This window comes from Paraburkholderia sp. GAS32, assembly GCF_050434225.1.
Classification (GTDB): Bacteria; Pseudomonadota; Gammaproteobacteria; order Burkholderiales; family Burkholderiaceae; genus Paraburkholderia; species Paraburkholderia madseniana.
Map to the genome: position 1 here is coordinate 70,532 of NZ_JBNPVS010000001.1, position 14,349 is coordinate 84,880.

Below are 14,349 nucleotides of genomic sequence, written 5' to 3' on the forward strand. Positions count from 1 at the left end.
GATACGCGTGGAGTGGCTAAACGCCAGCCAAAGACTCACCAAAATAACAGAGACGTACTACATGAAAGATAGCCGAACAAAAAAGTGGTCAAAAAAAACTAATGCAGCCACCTTCTTTTACTGCGCATTCACGCTGCCCGCGCTGACCATCGGCGCGAGTGCCTACGCCGACGACGTCGTACTGGAGCCCACCTCCGATACGACGAAAACTCAAACACTCGCGCAAACGTTTTCCTCTCCTACGCAACGATCGCAAGCAACGCCCGCCTCGCAAAGTTCGCAAGCCAACACGCCCGGCAAGCGCAGAGCCGAACAGGGCGGCCAGGTGCGCAACGATCAACCCGACACCACCAATGCCGTCGTCAATGCGGAAGCCAGCCAGACGGTGACGCCACCCACCCCGCCGTCAAGCCAGGCAGCGAGCAAAGGCTTTATCGCCGATAGCCATCTGAACCTGCAGTTCCGCAACTATTCCGACTACTTCCAGGCGCCCACCTCGATCTATCGTCACGCGTGGGTTCAGGGTGCGCAAGTCAACTACGAATCCGGTTTCACGCAGGGCCTGGTTGGCTTCGGTGTCGACGCGTCACTGTTCGCCGCGCTCAAGCTCGACGGCGGCAACGGCGCCGGCAACATGGTGCACGTCGGCAAGGACGGCGGCGGCTCGCAGCAGCTCGCGTGGGCTTACCCCGGCATGTACGACATCAAGGGACGTATTTCGGAAACGGTCGTGAAGTACGGTCTGCAGACCGTCACCAATCCGTTCCTCGAACCGCATGACAACCGCGCATTGCCGCCGACGTTCCTCGGTGTCTCGATGGTCAGCAACGATCTGGTTCACACGACGCTCGAGGCCGGCAGTTTCACCAAAGTCGATGCACGCGGCCACACGAACCTGACTAACCTGACCACCTCGTACGGCGGCACGCGCATCGACCGCCTGACTTACGTGGGCGGAACGTGGCACTACGCGAAGAACGGCGAAATGGCGCTGTACGTCGACCAGGCGGACGACGTCTGGCGTCAGTACTACGGCTCGGTCGCGCAGTCGTTCGGCGACCCGACCACGATCAAGTGGAGCGGTCTCGCGAATATCTACTCGACGCACGATACCGGCGCATCACGCCAGGGGCATATCAACAGCAACGCGTACAGCCTGTCGGTTTCCGCACAGCACGGCCCACATGCGCTGCTGCTCGGTTACCAGCAGGTGCTCGGCGATCAGTTCTTCGACTACGTCAACGAGACCAACGGTATCTACCTGACCAACTCGATGGACGTCGACTACAACGCGCCGCATGAGCAGTCGCTGCAATTGCGCTACACGTTCGACGGCAAATACGCCGGCGTGCCGGGGTTCAAGGCGATGTTCTGGGGCGAGTACGGCTGGGGTGCGGATGCGTCGGCGGGTGCCGCGGACAATGCTTCGGCGTCCGCGCCGCTGCACAACCTGTACTGGAAGAACGGTGAACCGGTGCACGGCCACCATCACGAGTTCGGTTTCATTCCGAGTTATACGCTGCAAAGCGGCCGCTTCAAGGACACGAAGGTCACGTTCATCGCGATGTGGCACAACGCCTCGCGCTATTACTCCGATGGCAACAATATGGAGTACCGGCTGGTGGTGAATGTGCCGGTGAAGGTGTTCTAAAGCGAGCGGGTTTCTCGCTGTTTTGAAAATCGAAGGGCGTCACATTTCGCCTCAACGTGACGCCCCTTTCGCTTTCAGTTTCAGTTTCAGCTTACCCCGCGATCCGCTCGGTAGTCATCGCCCGCGACAAACCATGCATCGGCCGGCGCAACGCGACATCGAAGGGATTAGTTTGCGGGCCGATCGCATCCGCCTGACGGCGCAGCAATTCGACCACCATCGGCAGGCGATCGTCGCCGAGACGCGCCGCCAGCGTGCCCACGCTCAGCGCCGCCACCGCGACACCCGTGCGATCCAGAATCGGCACCGCCACACCCGCCATGCCGTCGAGTACCCCGCTATTGCGGCCCGCATAACCGAGTTGGCGCACACGCTCGATCTCGGTGCGCAAATACACTTCGTCGAGCACGCCATAGCCGCGAATGCGCGGCACGTTAAAGCGGATGATCTCTTCACGCTCCGCTTCCGGCAGGAACGCGAGAATCGCCAAACTCCCCTGACCGACACCCAAGGCCACGCGTCCGCCAATATCGCCGGTGAACGAGCGAATCGGAAACGGCCCTTCGCAAATGTCGAGACACACCGCGTCGAAGCTGCTTTTGACCAGCAGAAAAATCGTGTCGCCAAGACTCGCGCACAGCCGCAGCAGCGCGGGACGGCATAGCGTGCGCATGCCGCTCGGATTGCCGGCCTGCGCGGCGAGCGCGAAGAAATCGACACTCAGCCGATAAAGCTTTGAGCTTTCGTCCTGCTCGACGATGCCTTCCTCGATCAGCGCGTGAAGAATGCGATGCACCGTGCCTTGTGTGAGACCCACCGCCTTCGCGAGACGCGTGACGCGGCCTCCGTCGGGTTGCGCTTCGGATAACGCACGGATCACCGCGAAGGCGCGCTCCAGCATCCCGGGGCCGGGCGGACTGCCGGTATCGGCCAGTGCGGGATCGGCATCTCGTTTGGTGGCAGCATTCATCTCTGTCGCTCCGATTTATTTCATTGACCGGAACACTATAGAGGGAATTATCCATGAATGGAATATTCCCGGCACGCCCGTTCCATTTGCACTTTATTCTGATTCATAGGGATTTTCCGGACGTCATGGAACGGAATGATCGATGCCAGTCTTGCCGAATCTATTCCGCTTATCGGAATTTTTTCTAAACTTATACCGTCAAACGGAATTTGAAATTGACGCCATGCAATTTGGCTGGATAGAGTCGGCTCCATCGAGGCAGTAGCCGATTGAACCGGTGTCGATCCATCCAAAGGCCAGATCATGTCGTTCCTCACACTCACGGACGTAGCGAAATCGTTCGGCGATCTGCAGGCAGTCGCCGACGTGAACCTGTCGGTTGAGAAAGGCGAGTTCGTTTCGCTGCTCGGACCGTCGGGTTGCGGCAAGACCACCACGTTGCAGATGATCGCGGGCTTCGTCGAAACGACGCGCGGCCGCATCACGCTCGACGGCCGCGACATCACGCACATGAAGCCGAACAAACGCGGTCTCGGCATCGTGTTCCAGAGCTACGCGCTATTTCCGCATATGAGCGTCGCAGAAAACGTCGGCTTCGGTCTGGAGATGCGCAACATCGACAAGGCCGAACGCAAGGAGCGAGTGCGCGAAGCGCTGGCACTGGTGCGGCTCGATGCGCTCGCGCACCGCTTTCCGCGCGAGTTGTCCGGCGGCCAGCGGCAGCGTGTGGCGATTGCTCGCGCGATCGTGATCGCGCCGCCCGTGCTGCTGCTCGACGAGCCGATGTCGAACCTCGACGCCAAGCTGCGCGAAGACATGCAGTTCGAACTGCGCGCCATTCAACGCAAGATCGGCACGACCACCATCATGGTCACGCACGACCAGTCGGAAGCGCTGTCGATCAGCGACCGCGTGGTGGTAATGGAAGCCGGCCGCATTACGCAGATCGACACGCCGTACGAAGCGTACGAACGGCCTGAAAACAAATTCGTCTCGCAGTTCATCGGCAAGGCGAACATGCTGGCAGGCACCGTGGTGGCGCGCGACGGCGACGCGATCCGTATCGACCTCGGACACGATCTCGCCGAGACGGGCCACACCGCGCAACTGCCGATGCGCGAACGCGTGATCGGCGTCGGCGATGCGGTCACGTTGTGCATTCGTCCGGAAAAACTGCGCCTGTGTGCGCCGAACGCGGGACGTCTGGCTGCCACCGTGACGAGCCGCTTCTTCCTCGGCAGCCAATGGTTGTACCGCGTGGACAGCCGGCTCGGCGAAGTGCTGGTGTGCTGCCAGAACGAAGGCACCGAACCGTTGCCGGAAGGCGCGGCGGTTGGCGTCGACTGGAACAGCGAGGCGATCCGCTTCATTCAACGGGATGCGCATCATGGCTAGTACGCTGCCCGCTTCGAACAACGACAGCATGAAGACCGGCAATGCGCGCCGCGCGCCGTGGCAGGCGTTCCTGCCGTTGTGGCTGATGTGCGCGCCGGCTTTCCTGCTGTTTGCGACGCTCGTGCTGGTGCCGCTCGTGATGACGCTGGTGCTGACCTTCTACCGCTTCGATCCGTCGAGCGGCCCGCTCGCCGCATTCCAGTTCGGCAACTATGCGGAAGTGCTGCAATCGTCGTATTTCCACACGATCTTCCTGCGCACCTTCGGCATTGCCTTTCTGACCACCCTGCTGTGCATCGTGATCGGCACGCCCGAAGCCTACGTGCTGTCGCGCATGCGCGATCCGTATCGCTCGATGTTCCTGTTGATCATTCTCGCACCGCTGCTGGTCTCGGTCGTGGTGCGCGCGTTCGGCTGGAGCATGCTGCTCAACAGCAACGGCCTCGTGAATCAGGCGTTCGGTCTTATCGGGCTCGGACCGTACAAGCTCGAATACACCACCTTCGCGATCGTGATTGCACTGGTGCACGTGATGTTGCCGTTTATGGTGATTCCCGTGTGGACCGCGTTGCAGAAGCTCGACCCGCAAACGGAAAATGCCGCGCTTTCGCTGATGGCCTCCCCCGCCACCACGCTGCGCCGCATCGTGTTACCGCAACTCACGCCGGGCATTTTGTCGGGCAGCCTGATGGTGTTCGGCCTGTCGGCGAGCGCGTTCGCGATTCCCGGACTGCTCGGCGGACGGCGCCTGAAAGTCGCCGCAACCGCCGTCTATGACGAATTCCTCGGCTCGCTGAACTGGCCGCTCGGCGCGACCATTGCCCTCCTGCTGCTGGTCGCGAATCTGATCGTGATGCTCACTTACTACCGGGTTCTGGAACGCAAGTACACCAGAAGCCTCGGCTAAACCTCCCGAGATCATCATGAGAAAAAACGGCCCCATTGCGCTGATTTTCCACACGCTCGTCATCGCGTTCGTGCTCGCGCCGCTCGTGATCGTGGTGCTGGTCGCCTTCACGCCTGACGAAACGCTCACGTTGCCCACGCACGGCGTATCGCTGCGCTGGTTCCGCGCGATCCTCAATTACCCGGACTTTATCTCGGCGTTCTTCAACAGCCTGAAGCTGGCGTTTGCCTCGGCAACGTTGTCTTTGATCGTCGCTTTGCCTGCCGCGCTGGCCATCGGTCGTGCGCGCTTTCCGGGACGCGGTTTCCTTAACGGCTTACTGCTGTCGCCATTGGTGATTCCCGGTCTCGTGCTCGGCATCGCACTGCTGCGCTTCTTCGCGCTGATCGGCGCGACCGGTTCGTTCGCGTGGCTTGTGCTCGCGCACATGATCGTCATCACGCCGTTCGTGATGCGGCTCGTGCTGGCCTCGGTCAGCGGTCTCGACCGCAGTGTGGAACATGCCGCGCACTCGCTCGGTGCTGATGCATGGACCACGTTTCGCCGCATCACCTTCCCGATGATTCTGCCTGGCATTACGGGTGGCTGGTTGCTCGCGTTCATCAACAGCTTCGACGAACTGACGATGTCGATCTTCGTCACTTCGCCGCAAACCGTCACGCTGCCGGTGCGCATGTACATGTACGCGACCGAATCGATCGACCCGATGATGGCATCCGTCTCCGCGCTGGTGATCTTCATCACGGCCGGCGCGATGCTGCTGCTCGACCGCGTGTATGGGCTCAACCGGATTCTGATCGGCCAGCACTGATGTCTTCTACTGCCCTCTATCACATGCCGTCGAATTTGCCGTCCTCCGAATCCGCCGCGCCGAAACGCGATGCGCAATTCGTTCGCGTTGCGGAGACGCAGCGTAAGCCGCTTAGCTTTTTTATCGACGGTCATGAAGTCACCGCGTTGCAAGGCGATACGCTGCTCACCGCCGTGCTGATGCAACAACGTCGCGTGCGCGAAAGCGAATTCAGCGGCGCGCCACGCGCCGGCTTCTGCCTGATCGGCGCTTGTCAGGATTGCTGGATGCGTACCGAAGAGGGTCTGCGTTTGCGCGCGTGCTCGACGCTGGTGACGCAAGGCATGCGGGTGGTCACTCGGCTCGCTGAGGCTGCTTCCGTTGCTGCCACTGCTGCTGTCTCTCCCGTCTCTGCTCCGACTGCTGCTACCCCTGCCGCGACGGCAAACGGAGACACGCAATGAGCAACGAACACCGCGTGGTGATCGTCGGCGCGGGACCGGCGGGCGTCCGCGCCGCCGAAACGCTGGTGGCGGCCGACATCAAGCCCATCGTGCTGGACGAAAACGCTCGCTGGGGTGGACAGATCTATCGTCAACCGCCTGCGAACGGCGCGTTCCAGCGCTCGAAGAAAACGCTCTACGGTTTTGAAGCGCACAAGGCCGACGCATTACATACGACGATGGCCTCGCTGCTTCCGCATCTTGACTATCGCCCCGACACACTGGCCTGGGCTTGTGCACCGGGCCGTCTCGATACGCTGCACGCGGGACGGGAAATCAGTGTGCCGTTTTCGCATCTGATCATCGCAAGCGGCGCCACCGATCGTGTGCTGCCGGTGCCGGGCTGGACCCTGCCCGGCGTCTACACACTAGGCGCGGCGCAGGTCGCTTTGAAGGCGCAAGGCTGTGCGATCGGCCGGCGCGTGGTACTCGCTGGTACCGGGCCGCTGCTCTATCTCGTGGCCTATCAGTACGTGAAAGCCGGTGCACAGGTGGTAGCTGTACTCGACACGAGTCCGCTATCGCAGCAGATTGCGGCGGCGCCGAAACTCGCGCGGCAACCTGCAACGTTCGCGAAAGGGCTCTACTACGTCGGCTGGCTAAAGATCCACGGCGTGCGGATCGAACGCGATGTGAACCTGATCGGCATTCGTGGCGACCAAGGTGTGAGTGCAATTGAATGGCGTTCTTCGGCCGACGGTTCGAAAACCGAATCCATCGCATGCGACGCCGTCGGCATCAGCTTCGGCCTGAAGCCTGAAACCCAACTCGCCGATCTCGCCGGGTGCCGCTTCCGCTTCGATACGCACAACCGTTGCTGGCTACCTGAGCTCGACCCCGCCGGCCGCAGCTCCGTGCGCGGCATCTATCTGGCGGGCGACGGTGCGGGCATCGCGGGCGCCGACGCTGCCGAACTCGCCGGACGCCGCACCGCGCTCGCGCTACTCGACGACCTCGGCATCGCTCATCCGCGTGGCCTCGGTATGCGCGACGCGGCTTCCCTCGAGCGCAGCCTGCAACGTATCGCCGTGTTTCGCCAAGGTATCGAAGCGGCATTTGCCCCGCCCGCAAAATGTGCGGCGCAATGGCCCGACGACATGACCGTGTGCCGCTGCGAAGAAATCGATGCAGGCACCTTGCGGCGCTGCATCCGCGGTGGCGAAGCGAACGAGATCAATCGCCTGAAAGCGCTCACTCGTGTCGGCATGGGCCGTTGCCAGGGACGCATGTGCGGCGAAGCGGCATTGACGCTGCTGGCGGAAGAAACCGGCAAACCCCTCGAAGCCGTCGGCCGTTTGCGCAGCCAGCCGCCTGTCAAACCGATTCCGCTATCGCCGGCGATGTATGCCGACGACGTCGTCGAGATTCCCGAGGAGGCGCGCGATGAGTGACACCCTGCACTACGACGTCGCGATTGCGGGCGGCGGACTGGTCGGCTCATCGGCGGCGTTGGCGCTCGCGCGGCGCGGCTTGCGCGTGGGCCTGTTCGAGCGGCGCTATTGCGGCGCACAGGCAAGCGGCGTGAACTACGGCGGCGTGCGCGTCCAGGGACGGCCGGCCGAACAGATGCCGCTTGCGATGCGCGCACGGCGCATCTGGGACCGCTTGCCGGAGCTGATCGGCATCGACGGGGAATTCACCGTGTCGGGACATTTGCGGCTCGCGCGCAGCGAAGCCGATCTTGCCGCGCTCGAAGCATGGGCGGACATGGCGCGCGGCCGCGGACTGCAAGCGCAAGTCATCAGCGGCGCCACGTTCCGGCAACGCTATCCATGGCTGGGCGCTGCAGCGGTCGGCGGCTCGCTTTGTGCGACCGATGGCCATGCGAATCCGCGTCTGGTCTCACCCGCGTTCGCCCGCGCCGCACGCGCCGCAGGCGCGGATGTGCGCGAGCAAACCGAACTGACCGACATCCATCACGACGGCACGCGCTTCCAGCTACGAGCAGGCGACACGCGCATCAGCGCCGACTGGTTGATCAACTCCGCCGGCGCATGGGCGAATACGGTCGCCGGTTACTTCGGCGAAACCGCACCGATGAAACCGATCTATCCGAACATGTGGGTCACCGAACCGCTGCCGTATTTCATCGCACACAACCTCGGCGTGTACGGCGGCGGCATCTACGCACGGCAAGTGGCACGCGGCAATTGCGTGATCGGCGGCGGGCGCGGACATGGCGACGGCGAATACGGTCAACCGTCGACGGAAACCACTCGCGCCGTCATGCGCGATGCGTGCGCCCTGCTGCCCCCGTTGCGCGAGGCGCTGCTGATCCGCACGTGGAGCGGCGTGGAAGGCGAAACGCCCGACAGCAATCCGATCATCGGTGCGAGCCGCACGGTACCGCGTTTGTTGCATGCGTTCGGCTTTTCGGGCGGCGGGTTTCTGCTGGCGCCGGGCGTCGGCGAAATACTCGCGGATCTCGTGATCGACGGCGCCACAACCACACCGCTCGACGCTTTTTCGATCAATCGCTTCGCTGCTGTTGCTGCGCCGTCCGTCGCTTAGTTATCGCTCGGTTATCGCTCGGTTTTCGCTTTCTTATCGCTCAGTCATCGCCTCGTTATCGTTTAATGAAACTCAGGAGCCTCTCAATGAAACTGTTCAAGACGATCGCGGCGCTGGCCGCATTGTGCGCATTCGGTGCGGCCGCGCCGGCATGGTCGGAGACCAAAACCATCTACATCGGCATGAACGGCGGTCCTATGGAAAAGGCCTACACGAGCCAGGTCCTGCCCGACTTCGAGAAAGCCAACAACGTCAAAGTAGTCGTGGTGCCCGGCACCTCGTCGGACATTCTCGCCAAGCTGCTCGCCAACAAGGCCAATCCGCAGATCCACGTGGTGTTTCTCGACGACGGCGTGATGGCGCGCGCGGTCAGCATGGGCGTGTGCAAGAAGCTCGACGACTCGCCGGTACTCAAGGAGCTCTATCCGTTCGCGCGCATGAAGGACGACATGGGCGCGGGCGTGCAACTCGGCATGACCGGCATCGCGTACAACAAGAAGCTGTTCGCTGAAAAAGGCTGGGCGCCGCCCACCTCATGGATGGACTTTGCCGATCCGAAGTACAAGGGCAAGGTGGTGTTCCAGTCCGCTTCGAGCAGCACCTTCGGCCTGCACGGCTTTCTGGCGATCAACCGTTTGATGGGCGGCAGCGAGCAGAACGTCGAACCGGGCTTCACGAAATGGGCCAGCACAGTCGGCCCGAACGTGGTGGAGTACGTGCCGAATTCGGCGAAGATTTCCGAAATGGTCCAGACCGGTGAAGCGGGTCTGTTCCCGTTGACGCCGACTGCCGTCAGCGATCTGCAGGACAAGGGCATTCCGGTCGGCTATGTGAGTCCGAAGGAAGGTCCGGTGTTGCTGCTGGTCGATCTGTGCGTGGTCAACAACAACCCGGATCCGCAATTGGCGCAGAAACTCGCGCAGTTCCTGCTGTCCGCGCCGGCGCAGACCAAAGCCGCCGAGGCCGGCAAGCAGATTCCGACCAATCGTCTCGCGAAGATGACGCCGCCGATGCAGCAAAGCCTGGGTAACGTCGACGATCTGGTGAAGAAGGTGACCGTGGTGGATTGGGACACGATCAATGCGCATCGCGCGCAGTGGGATACGCGTTGGAACAGGCAGATCGAGCGTTAATCAGAAGATCACCGAGATCGCCACGCCCAGCCAGATTGACAGCACGCCGATAAGGAACATGTGCCGCGCAACCCGGATGCGGACGTCGCTGTTTTCCGGTTCAACCGGGCTCGTCGCCATCCACGGCACGAGCCCGAGGCAGCCGAAGCCGATCATCGCAAACACGAAGACAAAGACGTCGGAGACTCGCCATTTGGTCGGCTCGTACAGGCCCCAGTAGCCGAGAAAGACGATGCCGATCGAGAAGATCGTCGCCGAAGCGGCACTGAGCGCGGGTACGGATCCGGTTGGACTCGGCATGCTTCACCTCCGAAACGTTAGGCTGCTGTGACCGTCTCCGTCGCCCGCGTTCCGGTCATTCAGGACGTACGGGTCTGCCTCGCTTCATACGTCTTCAAATGACTATAGGCGATACGCAGCAGCGATAAGCCGTGCTCGCCCTTCTGTGCATCGCCGCCGCGCGAGATCAGATCGCCGAGAATGTGATCCGCCTCGGTATGCGAGTGGTTTTCGACGTCCCGCAGCATTGAAGCGGTTAGCGGCGAAGGCGTGAAGAGCGTTTGGGTAGCTCGGGCGTCGAAGTCCGGGCCCATCGTAAAGCCGTTGTGCTCCGCGACGCCACGGCACTCGCCGAGCAGGTTTTCGACGATGCGCTTGCCGTCAGGCGCAGCCAGAATATCGCCGACCGAACCGCGCATCAAGCACGTACTGGCCGCCAGTGTGGCCAGGAACACCCACTTTTCCCACATGCGCAGCAAGATGTTGTCGCTGACTACGGTATCGAAATTCGCGCCGGCCATCGCATCCGCGATCGCCTGGACACGCTCGGACGCGCCGCCGTCCAGTTCACCAAAGGTGATCGCGTGCGTTTCGTTCAGATGCATGACGTGCTGCTCGGGGCTGAGCGTCGCCGCGATCACGCATTGACCGCCCAGTACGCGTGACGCACCGAACTTTTCCTTGAGCACCTCGATATGGCGCATGCCGTTGAGCATCGGCAGAATCAGCGTGGATTCGCCGACCAGCGGTGCGAATGAATCGATCGCGTCATCGAGACTGTAGGCTTTGCAACTGAGCAGCACCAGATCGAACGGCTCCGCGCCGACACCGGCGAGTATCGTCTTGACGTCGTGCAACGTGAGATTGCCGCGCGGGCTGTTGATGACGAGGCCGTCACGCGCGAGTTTTTCCGCGCGGCCGGGGCGCACGAGGAAGGTCACGTCCTGGCCCGCCGCTGCGAGACGTCCGCCGAAGTAGCCGCCCACGGCGCCCGCCCCTACTACTAGAATTCGCATCTTTTGCCTCTTGATAGATGTGGGTCACGCGCGCCGGATCGGTATACAAAGGCTACGAAGACCGCCTGCGCAGCACGTCTGCAGAAATGTAGCAAAGATTGACGATACGCATCGGCCACAATGGCTGGCCGGTTTGCTGCATTGCACCGCGGCCGCGGTGTTTGCCACGTCGTTTCCGCGTTGTTTCCGCGTTGTTCTTTATGTCAGATCAATCGCGTCGGATCAATCGCCGCGCCGCCAGCCGCCTGCTACGCCCCAGGCTGCACGAAGAGAGAGGTGCTTAAGAGGTGGCGTCCCTTAGCAAACGGCGGCAGCGTCACAAGATCGCCCTACAGCGTGCCGCAAATGGTGCGCTCGTAGAGTGCGAGCATCCCGGGCACATCCACGTCGAGGCAGACCGTGCTGTCGGGCCGGCTGTCCCAGTCCGGCGCGGGCACCGGCATCGTAGAAGGCTTCTGGATGGTTTGGCCCACCGCGATACCGTCCGTCAGCACTCGTACGGGACCACTGCGAGTCGTATAAAGATGCGGCGCCAGCACATAAGTGACTGCCGACGAGTCGTGTACGTAAATGCCCTTGAGTTGCGCGCTTTGCTCATGAAAGGCCTCATAGTGCCGCGACACGTCCCACACGAACCGCCCTGCTGCACCGCCGCGATCGCGCAGCGACGCCAGATAATCCTGGCTCATGATGGTGCGCTGCGTGACGTCGAGCCCCACGATCGCAACCGGCCACGGTGCGCCGAACACGATGTCGGCAGCATCGGGGTCGCCGAGGATGTTCGCTTCGGCGGCCGGCGTCACGTTGCCGAGCACGCCGTCCGTGCCGAACGCGCCGCCCATGATGACCACCTGTTTGACGAGCGGCGCGATCTGCGGATCGTCGGCCAGCGCCAATGCCAGGTTCGTAAGCGGGCCCACCGCGATCAACGTAACTTCGCCGGGACGGGCGCGCACCGTGTCGATGATGAAACGATGCGCGGGACGTGCATCGAGCGCGGCTTCAGGAGCGGCTTCAATCGCGATGTTGCCAAGCCCGTTGTCGCCGTGAATCCAGGCGAGCGGTTCAGGTGCTGCACGCTTGAGCGGTGCCGCGGCGCCCTGCGCAACCGGCACGCCCGGCACGAACCGCCCGGCCAGAAAACGCGCATTGCGCGTGGTGGTCTCGATCGTGGCGTTGCCGAATACGCTCGTCAGACCCAGCAATTCGATGTCCGGATGCAGCGCCTGAAAAACGAGCGCCATCGCGTCGTCCACACCAGGATCGGTGTCGTAGATAACTTTGTGCTTGCTCATAGATAAAACGCGTCCGGCAATTGTTCACGCGCGGTGGTGTCGCGCGTGGCGCCATGCAGATTGCCGAGCCGGATCGGCAATTCGGGGCCGCCCAGTTCGATGATCACCTGGCGGCACGCGCCGCACGGTGCAATAGGTCCATCCGTATCGCCGATCACGGCAAGCGCGGCGAACTGGTCGCGCCGATAGCCCGCGGCAATCGCGCTGAAAAACGCCGTACGTTCAGCACAATTGCACAGTCCGTACGAGGCATTCTCGACGTTGCAGCCGTCGAATACAGTGCCGTCTTTAGTCAGCAGCGCGGCGCCGACCTTGAACTTCGAATAAGGCGCATAGGCCTTTTCTCGCGCGACGCCCGCGCGTTCCAGCAGTTGTTCCATATTCATGCAACGATCCTCGATTCGATTCAATTGAGCGTCAGGAACATGCCCGCAATCGTGGCGCTCATCAGGTTCGAGAGCGTCGCGGCGAGCACGACACGCAGGCCGTAGCGCGCGACTTCAGCGCGGCGTTCCGGCGCGACGGCGCTAAAGCCGCCCGTCAGCACCGCGATCGACGCGAAGTTCGCGAAGCCGCACAACGCAAACGACAGAATAGCAAGGGTACGCGGGTCGAGCGCCTGCAGGCCGGCCGCGCTCACGCTGGCGGCATCTTTCAGATACGGCGACAGCGAAGCATAAGCGACGAACTCGTTGAGAATCATCTTCTGACCAAGGAAATTGCCGGCGATTGCGGCTTCGCTCCACGGCACACCGATCAGATACGCGAGCGGTGCGAACACCGTACCGAGCACCGATTGCATCGACAGTTGCGGATGGCCGAACCAGCCGCCTATGCCGCCCACAATGCCGTTGAGCAACGCGATCAGGCTGACGAAAGCGATCAGCATCGCGCCGACCATCACGGCGATTTTCAAACCCACGGTCGCGCCGGAACTCGCGGCTTCAATCACATTCGCGGGACGCTTTTCGTCGAAGCTGAGGTCCTCGAGGTGCACGCGGCTCGGCTCGGTGGTCGGGTGAATGATCTTGGCGAACAGCAAGCCGCCGGGCACCGCCATGAACGACGCGGCCAGCAGATAGTCAATCCGCACACCGAGACCCGCATAGCCCGCGAGCACCGAACCGGCAACCGCCGCCATGCCGCTCGACATCACCGCGAACATTTCAGCGCCTGTCATGTCGCGCGTGAACGGTTTGACCACGGCAGGCATTTCGCTTTGACCCAGGAAGATCGTGGTCACGGCCGAGAAAGATTCAAGCTTCGATACACCGAGCAGCTTGTGGAATATCGTGCCGAGCACGATCACGATCCAGCGCATCACGCCGATGTAGTACAGCACGGAAATGAGCGCGGTCACGAAGATGATGGCCGGCAACACCCGCACGGCGAAAACGAAGCCGCCGTCGCCGAAGACCTGGAACATCTTTGATTGCACGAGGCCGCCGAACAGGAACTCGATGCCCGCGTTGCCATAGCCGAGTACGTGATTGACGCCGGATGCAGCAGCGGCGAGCACCGTCTTGCCGATCGGCACGAAGAGAATGAAAGCACCAATCCCGATCTGCGCAAGCAGCGCCGCAATTACAGTCCGTAAGCGGATGGCGCGCCGGTTGGTCGAAAAGATGAAAGCGATAAGCAGCAGGACGGCAATACCGAGAATGTTTCGAGCGATCAGTGCCATGTCTCTTGGTGTTCTTGTGAAAGTGGCAATGATGCTAAACGAAACCGATGCTGGAGAAAACTTTAAATATGGTCTTACTCCGGTATCGACGGCCAGGCGGTCCGCGCCGGTGCACCTCGCTGCCATCGTTGTTGGATCGCTCCCGTTCAGGTACCCTCACGCCACAGGCGCTTCTCGCTCGCTCCTTTGCCGCTCCACACGCCGTCAGACGCCTC

Annotated in this window: 14 protein-coding genes; 8 read left to right on the top strand and 6 right to left on the bottom strand. The window is 62.0% G+C overall.

Going from position 1 to position 14,349, the window contains the following annotated elements; all coding sequences use genetic code 11:
• Positions 1 to 61: 61 nt before the first annotated feature.
• Positions 62 to 1,651, top strand: a complete 1,590-nt coding sequence (locus P3T25_RS00330) for an OprD family outer membrane porin (RefSeq protein WP_429357221.1) — start codon at positions 62 to 64, stop codon at positions 1,649 to 1,651.
• 91 nt (positions 1,652 to 1,742) lie between these two features.
• Here the strand turns inward: P3T25_RS00330 and P3T25_RS00335 are convergent, their stop codons facing one another.
• Positions 1,743 to 2,621, bottom strand: a complete 879-nt coding sequence (locus tag P3T25_RS00335; protein WP_429357222.1) for an IclR family transcriptional regulator — start codon at positions 2,619 to 2,621, stop codon at positions 1,743 to 1,745.
• A 303-nt stretch (positions 2,622 to 2,924) separates the two neighbouring features.
• On the opposite strand from P3T25_RS00335, the gene P3T25_RS00340 reads away from it, so the two are divergent.
• The 7 genes from P3T25_RS00340 to P3T25_RS00370 all read left to right on the top strand — a co-directional run bounded on the left by P3T25_RS00340 (position 2,925) and on the right by P3T25_RS00370 (position 9,860).
• Positions 2,925 to 4,016, top strand: coding sequence for an ABC transporter ATP-binding protein (locus P3T25_RS00340; RefSeq protein WP_429357223.1), 1,092 nt, complete (start codon positions 2,925 to 2,927; stop codon positions 4,014 to 4,016).
• Positions 4,009 to 4,923 (top strand): ABC transporter permease, encoded by a 915-nt coding sequence (locus P3T25_RS00345; RefSeq protein ID WP_154562890.1) that lies wholly within the window; start codon positions 4,009 to 4,011, stop codon positions 4,921 to 4,923. The genes P3T25_RS00340 and P3T25_RS00345 overlap by 8 nt, the downstream gene beginning before the upstream one ends.
• A gap of 16 nt (positions 4,924 to 4,939) precedes the next feature.
• Positions 4,940 to 5,734 carry an ABC transporter permease gene (locus P3T25_RS00350; RefSeq protein WP_429357224.1) on the top strand — a complete coding sequence of 265 codons (795 nt, stop codon included), beginning with the start codon at positions 4,940 to 4,942 and terminating at the stop codon, positions 5,732 to 5,734.
• Positions 5,734 to 6,177, top strand: a complete 444-nt coding sequence (locus P3T25_RS00355) for a (2Fe-2S)-binding protein (RefSeq protein ID WP_429357225.1) — start codon at positions 5,734 to 5,736, stop codon at positions 6,175 to 6,177. Before P3T25_RS00350 ends, P3T25_RS00355 begins: the two co-directional genes overlap by 1 nt.
• On the top strand, positions 6,174 to 7,607 hold the full coding sequence (locus P3T25_RS00360; RefSeq protein ID WP_429357226.1) for an FAD-dependent oxidoreductase: 1,434 nt from the start codon (positions 6,174 to 6,176) through the stop codon (positions 7,605 to 7,607). Before P3T25_RS00355 ends, P3T25_RS00360 begins: the two co-directional genes overlap by 4 nt.
• Positions 7,600 to 8,727 (top strand): NAD(P)/FAD-dependent oxidoreductase, encoded by a 1,128-nt coding sequence (locus P3T25_RS00365; RefSeq protein WP_429357227.1) that lies wholly within the window; start codon positions 7,600 to 7,602, stop codon positions 8,725 to 8,727. Before P3T25_RS00360 ends, P3T25_RS00365 begins: the two co-directional genes overlap by 8 nt.
• Positions 8,728 to 8,813: 86 nt before the next feature.
• Positions 8,814 to 9,860, top strand: a complete 1,047-nt coding sequence (locus P3T25_RS00370) for an ABC transporter substrate-binding protein (RefSeq protein WP_154562883.1) — start codon at positions 8,814 to 8,816, stop codon at positions 9,858 to 9,860.
• Here the strand turns inward: P3T25_RS00370 and P3T25_RS00375 are convergent, their stop codons facing one another.
• The 5 genes from P3T25_RS00375 to P3T25_RS00395 all read right to left on the bottom strand — a co-directional run bounded on the left by P3T25_RS00375 (position 9,861) and on the right by P3T25_RS00395 (position 14,134).
• Complete coding sequence (locus P3T25_RS00375; protein ID WP_171927864.1) at positions 9,861 to 10,160, bottom strand: hypothetical protein; 300 nt, start codon at positions 10,158 to 10,160, stop codon at positions 9,861 to 9,863. It abuts the gene before it with no gap.
• A 59-nt stretch (positions 10,161 to 10,219) separates the two neighbouring features.
• Positions 10,220 to 11,155 (bottom strand): 2-dehydropantoate 2-reductase, encoded by a 936-nt coding sequence (gene panE, locus P3T25_RS00380; RefSeq protein WP_154562879.1) that lies wholly within the window; start codon positions 11,153 to 11,155, stop codon positions 10,220 to 10,222.
• A 329-nt stretch (positions 11,156 to 11,484) separates the two neighbouring features.
• Positions 11,485 to 12,450 carry a nucleoside hydrolase gene (locus P3T25_RS00385; protein ID WP_266256901.1) on the bottom strand — a complete coding sequence of 322 codons (966 nt, stop codon included), beginning with the start codon at positions 12,448 to 12,450 and terminating at the stop codon, positions 11,485 to 11,487.
• Complete coding sequence (locus tag P3T25_RS00390; RefSeq protein WP_115776755.1) at positions 12,447 to 12,836, bottom strand: cytidine deaminase; 390 nt, start codon at positions 12,834 to 12,836, stop codon at positions 12,447 to 12,449. Before P3T25_RS00390 ends, P3T25_RS00385 begins: the two co-directional genes overlap by 4 nt.
• A 20-nt stretch (positions 12,837 to 12,856) precedes the next feature.
• The gene (locus P3T25_RS00395; RefSeq protein WP_429357228.1) at positions 12,857 to 14,134 is read right to left on the bottom strand and encodes a NupC/NupG family nucleoside CNT transporter; all 1,278 of its coding nucleotides are present in this window, start codon (positions 14,132 to 14,134) and stop codon (positions 12,857 to 12,859) included.
• Positions 14,135 to 14,349 lie beyond the last annotated feature (215 nt).